Below are 13,034 nucleotides of genomic sequence, written 5' to 3'. Positions count from 1 at the left end.
ACGGCCCGCGTGACTGGTCCGCCAAAGCCTCGCCGCGGCATCCGTTTTGCTGCTAATAGCGGATGGCGTCGATCACCTTGACGCGCACCGCGACGAGCGCGGGGATCAGCCCGGCGAGGGCGCCGACGACGGTGGCGCAGACCAGGCCGAGGATGGCTGCCTCAACCGGGAACGGCGGGAAGTCGGTGACCTGGCCCTGGCTGATGAAATCCTCGACAAAAGGACTCTTGACGATGAGGACGGCGCCGATCACGCCGACGATTCCGGCGACGACGGTCGCGACGACGCTTTCCATCATCACGGCGAAGAACACCCGCCCGGCCGTGGCGCCGAAGCTGCGCCGGATGCCGATCTCCCGGATGCGCTGCTTGAGGGTGACCAGGGCGATATTGACCAGGCCGAGCGCGCCGAGCAGTAGCACCAGCCCGGCGATCGCGCCGACGGTGAGTTTGAGCGAGAGGTAGGGGTCGCCGTCCTGGAAGGCCGCGAAGTCCTGCCGGTTCACCTGCACGAAGGCGTCGGCGCCGAGCGCGCCCTGTACGTCGCGTTGCAGCGCGGTGATCAGTGGCTCGGAGACGTCAACGGGTACCCACAGCTCATAGGACGGCGGTCCGAATTGTTGGAGGTTCGGGTCGCTGACGACGGGCGTAATGGCGGTGAGTGCGTCGGCGAGCATGTACATGGCCGGTTCGGTCTCCCACGAGAGTGAGGGGTAGACGCCGGTGACGACGGCCGTCGTGGTGCGTTCACCGATCAGGGTCGCGGTCGGGTGCGTGCGCAGGTCTGGTCTACCGAGACGGTTGTAAAAGATGGAATTGACCAGCACGGCAGGGGCGAGCCTGGCCTGGTCGTCCTCGGTAAACCAGGCGCCCTCTTCGAGGGTGATGCGGTGCATGGTGCCGTAGGGCGGGTCGATGCCGAGGGTCTGCACCGGTACGGCTCCGTCGGCGAATTGCACGTTCTGGCTGGCGTTCACGACCCGGCTGGCGTAGTCGATTTGGTAACGTTCAAGCGCTGTGCGCCAGATTTCGGGCATTCCCGGCGGAGTTGTGCCGTCGTTCATCGATGCCGACAGAAAGAGGCTCGCGGCGCGCCCACCCGAGCGTTCGCTCGATTCGACGGTCGCCTGTTGGGCGACCGCGCCAAGCCCGACCACGGTGGTGATGGCGCAGACGGCGACGGCGACGCCGATCAACGACAGCATGACGCGGGTCTTGTGGATGCGCAGTTCCTGCCAGGCCTCGATCACCGCGCCTACCAGATTGCTGACGGCGCGCTTCATGCCGGCACCGTGCTGGTGGCCTGCAGCACGCCGTGGTCGAGGCGCAGGTGTCGGCTGGCTCGGGCGGCGATGGCGGGATCGTGCGTGATGGTGACGAGGGCTGCGCCGGATTCGGTGGCGACCTCGTCGATCAGGTCCATCACCGTTTCGCCGGTCTCGAGGTCGAGAGCGCCGGTGGGTTCGTCGGCGAGAATCAGCCGTGGGCCGCGCACGAGCGAGCGGGCGATCGCCACCCGCTGCTGCTCACCGCCACTCAACTTGTCGGGCAGTGAACCGAGCCGGTCGCCGAGCCCGACGCGTTCGAGCATCTCGGTGGCGATTCGGGTGCGCTGCCAGAACTGGCGGCCCTCCGCGTAGAGCAGCGGAGTCATGACGTTTTCGAGGGCGGTGCGTCCCTGCAGCAGGTTGAACTGTTGAAAGATGAAGCCAACTTCGCGGCCGCGCAGCCGGTCCCTGGCGCCGGAGGACAGCGACCTTACCGGTTGGTCTTCGAACAGCATGGTGCCGCTCGTGGGGTTGTCGAGCAGCCCGAGCAGGTTGAGCAGGGTGGTTTTGCCCGAACCCGAACGGCCGACGATCGACACGCGGTCGCCCACGTCGACGTCGAGGTCGATACCGGAGAGAATCGTCAGCGGCGGCGCATCGATGAGCTGCACGGTACGAGTCACGCCCTCGAGGTGCAGCAGGGTCATTTGGAGGTCCCGAAACTCGAGATGCTCGGCATGTAGCAGACTTGGCTGCCATCGGGTTGGGTATCGCAGCCGTCGGCTCCCGGTGCCACGGGGGCACCCGGCACGAATTGATTGATCACATCGCCCTCGACGAGTCCGTCAACGACCTGCACGTTGATGCCGTCGGTCATGCCGAGCGTGACCGGGCGTTCCTCGGTACCGCCGTCGGCCAACACAAACCAAACGACACCGGTCTCGGCCGAGCCTTCGACAGCGGTCGTCGGTACGACCAGCACGTTTTCGGCGAGGCCGGCCGCGATCGTGATCTGAGCCGCGAGGCCAGAGAACACCGTCACGTCGGCCGGAATCGCGCAGGTCACGGTCGTGCCACTCGTGCCCGCCTGGCCGCCCGCCGAGCCGTCGCCACCGGCCGATTCCCCGGCCAGCGGGATGGTGATGGTCAGGCCGGTACAGGTGAACGGTGCCGGCCCCTGCGTGATCGCAACGGATGCCTCGGTCGGCTTGCTCAGCAGCCGATACTGCTGCTCGGGGCTGAGTGCGCCGCTCACCGAGAAGGTGGGCGGTGCAACCTGCCCGGTGGCGTCGCCGACGGCCACGCTCTGACCGGGAATCACGGTGAGCGAGCTGAGAATGCCGGCAATCGGCGCGAACACCTTGGCGAAGGTGACCACTGGTTTCGGCTGGGTGATGGTCACGTTGCCGTCGGCATCCGTTGTTTCGACCGCGTCTTTGATCGTCTCAACCCGGATGTCGTAGATCTTGTCGTCTTTGTTCACGGCTTGTCCGGCCGCGATGAAGATCTCGTCGACCGTTCCGACGGCGGTCGCTTTGATGGCCACGGCCGGGTCGGCACTGACCGTGCCGGGCAGGGTCACGTCGTTGCTGATCGTTCCGAGAACCACCGGAATTTGGGGCTCGACGATGACGCCGGTGGGCTCGGCCGGGTTGCTGTCGGCGGCGGCGTCTGGGTAGAAGGCAATTTTGACCAAGGCCACGGCGATGGCCGCAATCACGATCAGACGAAGTATGGGAAAAACCCATTTGCGTGCAATATTCACGAGACTCCCCACCCGGCCGACCGGACCTGGTCAAGCTCGATGGCCTGAGCCTAGCGTTTTGTGGCAAGGTGCATCGCGCGCTGGGTTTGCCGGGCGCGCGGCACCTGTTGCAGTTCGCGGCGACCCTACGGACGGGTGCCGCGAACGCCAACGAGTGCCGCGAGCACAATCAACGCTTTAGCGCGTGGTGCCGGCGACCTTGGGGAGCGATCCGCCGGCCGCAGCGTTGCGGTCCGGACGGAAGTTAGAGAAGTCCACGCCGGGGATGTCCTGCACGAGCGAGAGTTCGTCCTCGATCTGAGCGGCTTCGGAGTCCTCCGGGCCGACCAGGGGCAGGCGCACCCGCGGGCTGCCGATGCGCCCGAGGCCGTGCAAAATGTACTTCACCGCCACGGTGCCGGGAACGTGTGTCATCACGGCGCGCACGAGTGGTTCGAGCTGCTGATGGGCGGCGGTCGCGACCTTGAGGTCGCCACGATTGACCGCGTCGACCATGTGCCGGTACGGGGTGGCCGTGATATTGCCGGTCACGCCGATCAGGCCGGTCGCGCCGATCGACAGGTGTGCCAGAACGTTGGGGTCGTCGCCGGAGAAGTACATCAGGTCGGTCTGGTTGAGCACCCGACTGACCTGGGCGAAGTCGCCCTTGGCATCTTTGATAGCCAGAATATTGGGGTGCTTGGCCGCGCGCAGGATGGTCTCGTAGGCGATCGCGACGCCGGTGCGCCCCGGAATGTCGTACAGAATGACCGGAAGATCGGTGGCATCCGCGATCATGCGGAAGTGGGTGAGAATACCGGCCTGGGTCGGCTTGTTGTAGTACGGCGTGACGATCATATTGCCGTCCGCACCGGCTTTTTCACTCTGCCGGGCCAGCTGCATTGCGTGAGCGGTCTCATTTGAGCCACCGCCGGTGATGATCTTGGCGCGGCCGTTGGCGACCGACTTGCCGACCTCGACCAGGCGGATCTTCTCCGGGTCGGTCAGCGTGCTGGTCTCACCGGTCGTGCCCGTGACGACGATGCCATCGGCCCCGGCGTTGATGACGTCGTCGATGTGCTTCTCCACCCCGGCCCAGTCCACTTCGCCATCAAAGGTAAACGGGGTGACCAGTGCGACCAGCACCTGGCCAAAGGGATTCGTAGAGGTAGACACGAGCTACAGGCTATCGTCTCCACGCCCTCCGCCCGGCGAGAGCCCAAAAAGTGCCCGTGTGAACCGGGCACTTCTCAACGAAATCTCGTTACGGCGAAACGCGACCGTTCTGATTGAAGGATGCATGGGTCAGCGGCATCAGTTTCTCGAAGTGCGTCTCCATCTGCTCGGCACACATCTCGATCTCACGCTGCGGGAAGGACGGGAACTGACTCCCCTCCCGCTTGGTGCGCAGGCTGAGAAAGTTCATCAGCGAACGAGCGTTAAGTGTCACGTACATCGAGGAATAGATGTTCAGCGGCAGCACGATGCGGGCGACCTCGCGGGCGACGCCGGCTACGAGCATCCGCTGGTAGGCCTCGTAGGCGTGAATCGCGGCGGCACGGGTCTGCTGCTGCACCAACGCGGTCTGCTCGGCGGTTCCGGGCAGAAAGTCATACGCGCCGGCCTTGCCGACTTGTACGAGGTTGCGCTCGTTGGAGGGTACGTAGAACACCGGGCCCAGCTCCCGGTAGCGGCCCGATTCTTCGTTGTAGGAGGCAATGCGGTGCCGCATGAACTCGCGGAACACGAAGATGGGCGCGCGCACGTAAAACGTCATCGAGTTGTGTTCGAACGGCGAGCCGTGGCGGTCGCGCATGAGGTAATTGATTAGGCCGCGGTCGCGTTTCTCGTCGGCCTCGCTCTCGGACCCCTCGAGCTGACTCTGTTCCAGGGTCTGCTCCCCCAGGGTCGATACCCGGGCGGCAAACAGCACATCGGAGTCGTGGGCACTCGCGCGCACGAGTTCGACGGTCATTTCCGATCTAAATTCGATTTCCGGGCGGGGCTCTTGTTCGGCGGTATCAGACACTGAATCAGGTTAGTCGCATCCACCGCAGGTAGGGGCCGGGCCACACCGTGAGCCGGCGTAATCTCTCGTCACAGTGCGAGATTCACAGTACGCCCGCGTAGCGTTGCAACCATGAATCCCCTCGAAGCTATCGGCCTGCTGTTGGCACTGCTGGCCGGCACGACCGTGCTCGGCCTGTTCTGGCGGGCCAGACAGGGTCGCGTCACCCAGATTTCCGGCCAGATCATCAGGCCAGCGGATGTCGCGGCTGCGACCCCGTTCGGCGCCGCGGCGACCCTGTTGCAGTTTTCGACCGAGTTGTGCGCCCGCTGCCCGGGCACCCGCCGACTACTTGGTGCCGTGGCGGATTCCCGCCCCGGCGTCGTGCACGTCGACGTGGACCTGACCCATCGCGCGGATTTAGCGAACCGGTACTCCATTTTGCAAACACCGACGACCCTGATTCTCGATGGAGCAGGACGGGTGCGCGCACGAGTGGGTGGCGCGCCGAACCGCGCTGCCATCGCCGCTGCCCTGGACAATTTCGAGCCCGATTCGGGTCGGTCCACAACCCTTCGGAGTTCCTATGTCAACCGCTGATTCGCCGATCACGACGCCACCCAGGGCGCGCCCCCGGATCGATCCGCGCGGGCCCAGGTTCGGTGCGGCGATCACCGCCGTGTTACTGCTCGCCGTGATCTTCTTGTCGCTGACCGGGGCATCCGTTGCCGCGTTGATCCTGCTGTCGGCGCTGACCGGACTATTCGCGTGGGGCGCTGCGGCCGGAGCCGGACGGCATCCCTATGGCGTGCTGTTCAAGAAATTCGTACGACCCCGCCTTGCTCCCCCGGCCGAACTCGAGGATGCCGCTCCACCGACCTTTGCCCAGGGCGTCGGCCTCGCGGTCACGCTTGTCGGCGTGGCTCTCGGGCTGGCCGGAGTGCCCGGCGCGGTCGGCATCGCCGCGGCGGCAGCCTTCGTCGCGGCCTTTCTCAACGCTGTGTTCGATTACTGCCTCGGCTGCCAGATCTACTTGCTGCTCGTACGATTCGGCTTGCTGAACCGGGGTGCACGGGTTCGAGGCGCCTGAAGGTGTTCCAGGCCCAGCCGGGAAACTGGGCCGGGGTCGTGTCGGGCTGGCTCTCAGGAAGTTCCCAGACGGGACAGGTTCGCCGGGCAGGTCTGACGGATAGGGTGGAATTCAATCACCTGGAGGTAACACCATGCCCACGACACTCACGAGTGAAGCAACCACCGTCTGGACCGGCGATCTTCCCACCGGTTCCGGAACCGTCACGCTCGATTCCTCACATACCGCGGAATTCTCGGTGAACTGGAAGGCTCGCGCCGAAGGGGTATCGAACACCACCAACCCGGAGGAATTGCTCGGCGCCGCTCACGCAGCGTGCTTCTCCATGGCCCTCGCCAACGCCCTCGGCTCGGCTGGTCATACCCCCGAGAGCATCCAGACCACCGCCGCCGTCACCTTTGCGGCCGGAACCGGCGTCATCGGCAGCCACCTGCTGGTCAGCGCGAAGATTCCCGGTCTGACCGAGGCCGAGTTCGAAACGTTTGCACAGGATGCCAAGGAGAACTGCCCGATCTCGAAGGCGCTCGCCGGCATTCCGATCACCATTGAAGCAGAGCTGGCCTAGGCCCAGGCCATGCGCGTTCTGATTGCCGGCGCATCCGGTCTCATCGGCAGGGAGCTTAGCCGCCAGGTCGAAACTGCCGGCCACATCCCGGTGCGGCTGGTACGACGCGAGGCCCTCGGTCCCAACGAGATTCGTTGGGACCCGGCCACGTTGGTTTTGGATCCGAGCGTGCTCGACGACATCGACGCCGTCGTCAACCTGTCCGGCGCGTCGCTGGCGCGGCTGCCGTGGACAAGCGGGTACCGCCAGGAAATCCTGCAATCCCGTCTGCACGCCACGCGCACGTTGACCGACGCGCTGCTTCGGTCAACGAACCCGCCGACCGTTCTGCTGAACGGCTCTGCGGTGGGGATCTATGGGAATCGGCCGGGGGAAGTACTGAGCGAGACATCCGCTGTCGGCACCGATTTTCTCGCCGAGGTGGTCGCGCGCTGGGAAGCCGAGGCGCAACTCGCACCCGAATCGACCCGCGTCGTCACCCTGCGGACCGGTCTGGTTTTAGCCAAGGGCGGTGCGCTCAAACCCGTGCTACCGCTGGCCAAACTAGGCCTGGCCGGGCCGCTCGGCAGCGGAATGCAGCACTGGGCCTGGATCAGCCTGCACGACGAGGCCGCGGCGATCGTGCATCTGTTGACCTCGACCCTGTCCGGCCCGGTGAACCTGGTCGGGCCGACCCCCGCGACGGCCAACGACATTCTCAGCACACTCGCCGCCGCGCTGCACCGGCCGTTCCGGCTGCCGGTACCGAAACCGATACTAACTTTTCTGTTACAGGATGCCGCCCGCCAACTGCTGCTCGCCGACCAGCAGGTGAGCGCCCAGAAGCTGCTCGACGACGGATTCGAGTTCGCTCAGCGTACGCCGGCCACCGCGATCGCCTGGATGCTGCGCCAGCCGTAGCGGCGCTGGCTCTAGCGCGTGCGCTCGAGGGTGATCGCCGTGCGGATCGCGCCGCGCGCACGTTTGCGGTCGCCGGAGGCGTCGTAGGCCAGGCCGAGACGTAGCCAGGACTGCCAATTCTCGGGTTCCGCCTCAACCTCGGCCTGAGCCGCCGGAAACTGAGCGTCAGCAGCGTCCCGATAGGGACGACCGCTCGGACGCACCGGCAGCTCGTTCGACGGAAACCCCCCGAGTTCGTCGAGCTGACGAACCAGCCGCTCCGAACGGATGCCGAAGGTGATCTCCCGCGCGAGCGCCCAGAATCCGATCAGCGGCAAGACGAGCAGCGCCACGCCGATCGCTATCCCGACCGGTTCCCCACTCTGGATGAACGCAATGGCGCGCACTCCGGCAAGCAGTAGGTAGAAAACCAGGAGTACCGCCATGACGATGACGGCGATTTTGCCCTTCATTTGTTTGCTCCCGCGGTGTCCGAACCGAATCCAAGGTCGACGATCTGGTCCAGGCCCACGGTCACCCCGGTGGCGGTGCGTGCCGCGGCGAGGGCCAGCAGGATGCCGCTCTCGTAGGCGCTCGGCGACAGGGTGTTGTGGCTGATCGTGAGCGTTTCACCGGTCCCGCCCAGAATCACGTCCTGCCGGGCGAGCAGTCCGGCCAGGCGCAGGCTGTGCACGGGCACACTCGAGACCTGCTGCCCGCGGGCCCGCTGGTCGGTGTGCGGAGCAGACACCGGGCCCAGTTCGGCGCGGGCGCGACCGATCAGTTCGGCGGTGCGCACAGCGGTGCCCGACGGCGAATCGACCTTGCCGGGCTGGTGCGCCTCGACGATCTCGATGGAGTCGTAGAATCGGGCGGCCAGGGCGGAGAACGCCGTGGCGAGCACCGATCCGATCGAGAAGTTGGGAATGATGATGACACCGGTATCGTCGCGGCCCTCGAGGCGGTGGCCGAGTGCGTCGATGCCCTCCTGGCTCCAGCCCGAAGTGCCCACGAGCACCCGCAGACCGTGCTCGGTGGCGAAGTCGACGACGGTGCGGCTGACGTCGGGACGGGTCAGGTCAACGGCGATCTCGGCGCCGAGCATCTCGCTCAGCTCGCTGCGGGAATCAAGCCGGGCGACGACCTCGTAGCCCTCAGTTCGGTCGATCAGGTCGGAGACCAGGCGGCCCATCTTGCCCGTTGCGCCGATAATGGCCACCCGTGTTGTCATGGAACCAATCTACCAATTGATCTCTGTCAGCAACGCCCGGTCGATTAGAACATCAGCGGTTCGGGCAGTCCGGTGCGCAGCTCGACCGGCAGGTGGCCGAGGTCGTTGTGGGTGACCAGCGTCCAGGGACGGCCGGGTTTCTGCTGCAGCACGGTCAATCCGCAATTGGCCTGGTTGATGCCGACCCAGCGCCAGTCGGGAGCTCCGAGCACCTCACGCACAAACCAGGCGATCACGAAATTGTGGGTGATCAGCAGGTCGTGCCGCTGGCTGCGACGTGGCTGCAGAAATTCGGCGACCGCGTCTTCCATCTGGGCGCGTCCGGCAGCGATTTCGTCGTCTGTGACCGAGCCGAAGAAGGGGTCGTAGGCCTGGGGTGTTTCGGCCGCCCGGCCAGAGGGAATGCAGTCGAACAGCAACGCAGACGATTCGCTCTGCACCGACGGCAACCGTTCGGCCATGATTTCGGCGGTTTCGGTCGCCCGCTGCAGCGGTGAATGCCACGCGCCGGTGAAGGGAACGCCGCTCAGCCGGTCGGCGATCAGTAACGCCTGACGTTTGCCACGCGGCGACAGTGGACCGTCATGCAGGCCGTGTTCGGCATCCTGCTGCTCGCCGTGGCGTACCAGGTAGATGTACTGGGGCATCATTGTCCATTTCGAATTTCAAGGAGTCCGCGGGTGCGGATACTGCAGAAGCTTTGCGGCCGGCTCAGCCGGGGAGGATCGCCGCGAAGGCGTCATCGTCAAGCGCGCCAACGGCGGAGATCGACACGGGCCCGCTCACGAGCTCGGCGGCGAGCTCCTGCACGTCGGCCGCGGTGACGAGCGCAAGGCGGCGCAGGGCCTCATCGAGATCGGCGAACTCACCGAGGGTGATCTCGGAACGACCCAGCCGGGACATCCGCGTGTCCGAGTCTTCCAGCGCGAGAGCGGATGCTCCGCTCAGCTGCCCCGACGCCCGCTTCATCTCGTCGGTGGTCACGCCGGAATCGGCGAGGCGGTGCAGTTCGCTGAGCATGAGCTCGGCGACCTGGCCGGCCTTGGCCGGTGTGCATCCGGCGTACATGCCGAACAGCCCGGCGTCGGAGTAACCGGGAGCGAAGGAGTAGACCGAGTAGGCCAGGCCGCGCTTCTCGCGCACCTCCTGGAACAGCCGGCTCGACATGCCGCCACCGAAAATCGAGGTGAGCACACTCATGGTGACGCGGCGGTCGTCGGTGGCGAGCAGCCCGGGCATTCCGAGCAACAGATTGGCCTGTTCCAGTGGCCGTTTGACGATGGTGAGCGCCTGCCCCTGCTGAATATCGGCTGCGACACCGCCGCGACGGCTTACCGGGGTCTGCGCGACGTTGAGGTCCCAGCCGGCCAGTTCGAGGGCCCGGGTGACGGCGGCGACGAGCACGTCGTGGTCAACAGCGCCGGCGACGGTGACGACGAGGTCCTGCGGCCGATAGTTGGCCTGGTAGTGCTCCCAGACGGCCGACCTGGTGGCGCCGCGAATGTCGTCGGCGCTGCCGCCGATCGGGCGACCGAGCGGATGCTTCCCCAGCACGGCTTCAAAGAATCGCTCGCTGGCGACGTCGGCCGGGTCATCATCGGCCATGGCGAGTTCTTCGAGAATGACGCCGCGCTCGGTTTCGAACTCACCGGCATCCAGTTTGGACGAGGTCAGCATGTCGGTGAGCACGTCGATGGCCATGCCGAGGTCGCGGTCCTGCACCTTGGCGTAGTAGCAGGTGTATTCCTTGGCGGTCATGGCGTTGTGCTCACCGCCGACCGCGTCAAAGGAGATGGCAATGTCGAGCGCTGACCGGGTGGGCGTGCCCTTGAACAGCAGGTGCTCGAGAAAGTGGGTGGAACCGAAATGGCCCAGCTGCTCATCGCGCGAACCGACGGCAACCCAATAACCGATGGTGAGACTGCGGGCACCGGGTACCTGCTCGCTGAGAATACGCACCCCGCTCGGCAGAACGGTCCGCCGCACGAGGGCATCACCGGCGGCCCGAAACGAGAGTTCGGCCTGGTCTAGGGGAAAGTCGACTGCACCGTTCATATCACCCACAACCTTACTTGACCGCTCCGTTCGCGCTGGCGTACCCGCAAGGAGGAGTCGCCACAACGCTGGTACCGGTAGTGTTCCGCTGAACACCAGTACCGTTCGATACCCCCAGTTTGGCCAAATCGCACCGAGCCGTCAGATCCGACAGACTGGTCTGTCTAGTGTGTGTTACAGTCTGGGTGCTGACCTGCCCAAAGCCGCGGTTTTGCGCTGATCTGGGCCCCAACGGCCCCCCCCGACAGAGGAGCCCGAATGACGACGCTGACAGATGAGGCCGTTCGGCCGGCGACACACGCCAAGGTGCGCATTCTCGCCACCGCCGACCGTCTGTTCTACACCGAGGGCGTGCACACCGTGGGTGTGGACCGAATCATCAGCGAGTCCAAGGTCACCAAAGCCACCTTCTATAAGTACTACCGTTCCAAGGACGCCCTCATCGTGGTCTACCTGCAGGGTCGGGACCGACGCGCTCGGGAGCTTCTCGCCGAGCTGGAGCTACGCTTCGACACCCCCGAGCAACGCCTGCGCGGTGTAGTAGCCGAAATTTCAGCTCAGGTGATCCGCGAGGGATTCCACGGTTGCCCGTTCATCAACGCGGCAGCGCAGTTCACCGACCCGACGCACCCGGTACGTCAGGCTGTCGCCGCTCACCGCGATTGGTACGGCCGCAGCGTCGAAGACCTGTTCCGCGGCATGGGTCATGCCCGGCCCGGTGACGCGTCGGACGACTTCTTTCTGGCCAGGGACGGTGCCTTCGCCGGCGCCAACCTCGGCGACCCGATCGGCGCCCACACCGCGCTGATTCGTGCCGTGCAGCGCGTCCTCGACGAGTCGAGCAACTAGCAATCAGACGGTCGACACCCGATCCAGGTCGGCCAGATCGGTACGGCCGAGACGGATGCTCGCCGCCGCGAGTAGCGACGCCACGTGGTCAGGTTGCCCGGCCCCAGCGATCGGTGCGACCACATCCGGCCGGGCCAGGAGCCACGCCAATGCGATCGTCGCGGGCGGGACGCTGTGGGCGGCGGCGATGCGATCGACCACGGCGAGCACGCGCAGGGACCGCCGGTTGACATAAACCCGCGCGAGCTGACCGCGGGCGGTGCCGGCGGCATCCGCTTTGGTGCGATAGGCACCGGCCAGAAAACCGTGGGCCAGAGCGAAGCCCGGCATGAGACCGAGATTCTGTGCACCGGCCGCAACCGCGATACTCGGTTCCAGTTCGGTACGGTGCACGAGGTTGTACGGCGTTTCGACGGCGACAAACTTGGGCAGGCCTAATGCCGAGAGCACCCGGGCCTGCATCAGGCGCTCAGCCGAGAAATTGGAGGCTGCCAGGTGGCGCACCTTGCCTGCGCGTACGAGCGTGTCAACGGCAACCAGGCTCTCTTCGAGGGCGACGGACTTGTCGTCGAAGTGAAAGTAAAGCAGGTCGAGATAGTCGGTGCCGAGCCGAGCCAGGCTGGCCTCGACGGCGCCGACGATGCTGCGCTGGCTCAACCCGGGGTTGTCGAGGTTGTGTCCGATCTTGGTGGCCACGATGGTCTCGGCGCGCGCTCGACGCGAGCGCAGCCACCCACCGATGATCACCTCGCTGCGACCGGCGGCGAAGCTGTCGGCCGTGTCCAGAAAATTTCCGCCCAGATCGCGGTGAACGTCGAGAATCGCGGTTGAGGTTTCACCGTTAGCCGTCCAGCCGAAGGCGTTGCAGCCCAGAGCTAACGGATGCACGAACAACTCAGTCCCCGGAATCTGGCGCCGGACCACAGGCGCACCAACGGTCAACTCGGCCAGCCCGGAACGGTCGATCGACATCGCGTCGAGGGAGGATGAGACCGTTTGTCTGGTCATCGTGATTCTCCTCCCGCGGGGTGTTCGCCGGGCCAGTCGTTTCTGCCGGATTTTTGATGCGTGAAGCTTGCTATTGGCCCGACTTTAGGCGAGGCCACCGACATTTCCCGACGGCACGCTAAACCGTTACCAAAACGTGCGTCGGAACGGGGCGAATTGGTGCTGCTGACCCTCGAGGCGGGGCCAGACTGCGTTGGTCGACAGTCGGTACGCGCATGATTTGTTAGACTGGCCGTTGCGCGAAAATTGGGCTGAATGTGCAGGTGCACATCCGCCCTGGGCCGCCGGTTATCGAATCGACTATTCGATCTTCTGGCGAGGTATCCTGCCCGAATCAG

General features: G+C 65.4%; 15 protein-coding genes. 5 read left to right on the top strand and 10 right to left on the bottom strand.

Going from position 1 to position 13,034, the window contains the following annotated elements:
- Positions 1 to 52: 52 nt before the first annotated feature.
- The 5 genes from E3T46_RS10265 to thyX all read right to left on the bottom strand — a co-directional run bounded on the left by E3T46_RS10265 (position 53) and on the right by thyX (position 4,986).
- Complete coding sequence (locus tag E3T46_RS10265) at positions 53 to 1,282, bottom strand: ABC transporter permease (RefSeq protein WP_134578483.1); 1,230 nt, start codon at positions 1,280 to 1,282, stop codon at positions 53 to 55.
- Positions 1,279 to 1,974, bottom strand: coding sequence for an ABC transporter ATP-binding protein (locus tag E3T46_RS10260; RefSeq protein ID WP_134578482.1), 696 nt, complete (start codon positions 1,972 to 1,974; stop codon positions 1,279 to 1,281). Before E3T46_RS10260 ends, E3T46_RS10265 begins: the two co-directional genes overlap by 4 nt.
- On the bottom strand, positions 1,971 to 3,032 hold the full coding sequence (locus E3T46_RS10255) for a hypothetical protein (RefSeq protein ID WP_174845393.1): 1,062 nt from the start codon (positions 3,030 to 3,032) through the stop codon (positions 1,971 to 1,973). Before E3T46_RS10255 ends, E3T46_RS10260 begins: the two co-directional genes overlap by 4 nt.
- Before the next feature lie 177 nt (positions 3,033 to 3,209).
- Positions 3,210 to 4,187: a 4-hydroxy-tetrahydrodipicolinate synthase gene (gene dapA / locus E3T46_RS10250; protein WP_134467651.1), complete on the bottom strand. Its 978-nt coding sequence runs from the start codon at positions 4,185 to 4,187 to the stop codon at positions 3,210 to 3,212.
- Positions 4,188 to 4,275: 88 nt separating this feature from the next.
- Positions 4,276 to 4,986, bottom strand: a complete 711-nt coding sequence (gene thyX, locus E3T46_RS10245) for an FAD-dependent thymidylate synthase (RefSeq protein WP_134578481.1) — start codon at positions 4,984 to 4,986, stop codon at positions 4,276 to 4,278.
- Between the two features lie 165 nt (positions 4,987 to 5,151).
- Here thyX and E3T46_RS10240 point away from each other — a divergent pair, with 165 nt between their 5' ends.
- From E3T46_RS10240 to E3T46_RS10225, 4 genes are all read left to right on the top strand, one after another.
- Positions 5,152 to 5,619 carry a thioredoxin family protein gene (locus tag E3T46_RS10240; RefSeq protein ID WP_134444435.1) on the top strand — a complete coding sequence of 156 codons (468 nt, stop codon included), beginning with the start codon at positions 5,152 to 5,154 and terminating at the stop codon, positions 5,617 to 5,619.
- Complete coding sequence (locus E3T46_RS10235) at positions 5,606 to 6,109, top strand: DUF4395 domain-containing protein (RefSeq protein WP_134578480.1); 504 nt, start codon at positions 5,606 to 5,608, stop codon at positions 6,107 to 6,109. The genes E3T46_RS10240 and E3T46_RS10235 overlap by 14 nt, the downstream gene beginning before the upstream one ends.
- A gap of 133 nt (positions 6,110 to 6,242) precedes the next feature.
- Positions 6,243 to 6,674: an OsmC family peroxiredoxin gene (locus E3T46_RS10230; RefSeq protein ID WP_134444431.1), complete on the top strand. Its 432-nt coding sequence runs from the start codon at positions 6,243 to 6,245 to the stop codon at positions 6,672 to 6,674.
- 9 nt (positions 6,675 to 6,683) lie between these two features.
- Positions 6,684 to 7,574: a TIGR01777 family oxidoreductase gene (locus E3T46_RS10225; RefSeq protein ID WP_134578479.1), complete on the top strand. Its 891-nt coding sequence runs from the start codon at positions 6,684 to 6,686 to the stop codon at positions 7,572 to 7,574.
- Between the two features lie 11 nt (positions 7,575 to 7,585).
- Here the strand turns inward: E3T46_RS10225 and E3T46_RS10220 are convergent, their stop codons facing one another.
- The 4 genes from E3T46_RS10220 to E3T46_RS10205 form a co-directional block, all read right to left on the bottom strand.
- Positions 7,586 to 8,026, bottom strand: a complete 441-nt coding sequence (locus E3T46_RS10220) for a hypothetical protein (protein WP_134444427.1) — start codon at positions 8,024 to 8,026, stop codon at positions 7,586 to 7,588.
- Positions 8,023 to 8,784, bottom strand: a complete 762-nt coding sequence (gene dapB / locus E3T46_RS10215; RefSeq protein ID WP_134578478.1) for a 4-hydroxy-tetrahydrodipicolinate reductase — start codon at positions 8,782 to 8,784, stop codon at positions 8,023 to 8,025. Before dapB ends, E3T46_RS10220 begins: the two co-directional genes overlap by 4 nt.
- Before the next feature lie 44 nt (positions 8,785 to 8,828).
- Complete coding sequence (locus E3T46_RS10210) at positions 8,829 to 9,431, bottom strand: histidine phosphatase family protein (RefSeq protein ID WP_134578520.1); 603 nt, start codon at positions 9,429 to 9,431, stop codon at positions 8,829 to 8,831.
- Between the two features lie 64 nt (positions 9,432 to 9,495).
- The gene (locus E3T46_RS10205) at positions 9,496 to 10,839 is read right to left on the bottom strand and encodes a pitrilysin family protein (protein WP_134578477.1); all 1,344 of its coding nucleotides are present in this window, start codon (positions 10,837 to 10,839) and stop codon (positions 9,496 to 9,498) included.
- Positions 10,840 to 11,097: 258 nt separating this feature from the next.
- Here E3T46_RS10205 and E3T46_RS10200 point away from each other — a divergent pair, with 258 nt between their 5' ends.
- On the top strand, positions 11,098 to 11,688 hold the full coding sequence (locus E3T46_RS10200; protein ID WP_134578476.1) for a TetR/AcrR family transcriptional regulator: 591 nt from the start codon (positions 11,098 to 11,100) through the stop codon (positions 11,686 to 11,688).
- 3 nt (positions 11,689 to 11,691) lie between these two features.
- Here the strand turns inward: E3T46_RS10200 and E3T46_RS10195 are convergent, their stop codons facing one another.
- Positions 11,692 to 12,696, bottom strand: coding sequence for an aldo/keto reductase (locus tag E3T46_RS10195; RefSeq protein WP_241977648.1), 1,005 nt, complete (start codon positions 12,694 to 12,696; stop codon positions 11,692 to 11,694).
- Between the last annotated feature and the right edge of the window lie 338 nt (positions 12,697 to 13,034).

The organism is Cryobacterium sp. Hh11 (assembly GCF_004404045.1).
Taxonomy (GTDB): Bacteria; Actinomycetota; Actinomycetes; order Actinomycetales; family Microbacteriaceae; genus Cryobacterium; species Cryobacterium levicorallinum.
Note: the sequence above shows the minus strand (reverse complement) of the source record. Positions and strands in the feature narration are given on the sequence as shown.

What these genes read in the sequence shown, in the direction of transcription:
- E3T46_RS10265 (WP_134578483.1), bottom strand. Translation starts at nt 1,282, where the DNA reads ATGAAGCGCGCCGTCAGCAATCTGGTAGGCGCGGTGATCGAGGCCTGG.
- E3T46_RS10260 (WP_134578482.1), bottom strand. Translation starts at nt 1,974, where the DNA reads ATGACCCTGCTGCACCTCGAGGGCGTGACTCGTACCGTGCAGCTCATC.
- thyX (WP_134578481.1), bottom strand. Translation starts at nt 4,986, where the DNA reads ATGACCGTCGAACTCGTGCGCGCGAGTGCCCACGACTCCGATGTGCTG.
- E3T46_RS10240 (WP_134444435.1), top strand. Translation starts at nt 5,152, where the DNA reads ATGAATCCCCTCGAAGCTATCGGCCTGCTGTTGGCACTGCTGGCCGGC.
- E3T46_RS10235 (WP_134578480.1), top strand. Translation starts at nt 5,606, where the DNA reads ATGTCAACCGCTGATTCGCCGATCACGACGCCACCCAGGGCGCGCCCC.
- E3T46_RS10230 (WP_134444431.1), top strand. Translation starts at nt 6,243, where the DNA reads ATGCCCACGACACTCACGAGTGAAGCAACCACCGTCTGGACCGGCGAT.
- E3T46_RS10225 (WP_134578479.1), top strand. Translation starts at nt 6,684, where the DNA reads ATGCGCGTTCTGATTGCCGGCGCATCCGGTCTCATCGGCAGGGAGCTT.
- E3T46_RS10220 (WP_134444427.1), bottom strand. Translation starts at nt 8,026, where the DNA reads ATGAAGGGCAAAATCGCCGTCATCGTCATGGCGGTACTCCTGGTTTTC.
- dapB (WP_134578478.1), bottom strand. Translation starts at nt 8,784, where the DNA reads ATGACAACACGGGTGGCCATTATCGGCGCAACGGGCAAGATGGGCCGC.
- E3T46_RS10210 (WP_134578520.1), bottom strand. Translation starts at nt 9,431, where the DNA reads ATGCCCCAGTACATCTACCTGGTACGCCACGGCGAGCAGCAGGATGCC.
- E3T46_RS10205 (WP_134578477.1), bottom strand. Translation starts at nt 10,839, where the DNA reads ATGAACGGTGCAGTCGACTTTCCCCTAGACCAGGCCGAACTCTCGTTT.
- E3T46_RS10200 (WP_134578476.1), top strand. Translation starts at nt 11,098, where the DNA reads ATGACGACGCTGACAGATGAGGCCGTTCGGCCGGCGACACACGCCAAG.
- E3T46_RS10195 (WP_241977648.1), bottom strand. Translation starts at nt 12,696, where the DNA reads ATGACCAGACAAACGGTCTCATCCTCCCTCGACGCGATGTCGATCGAC.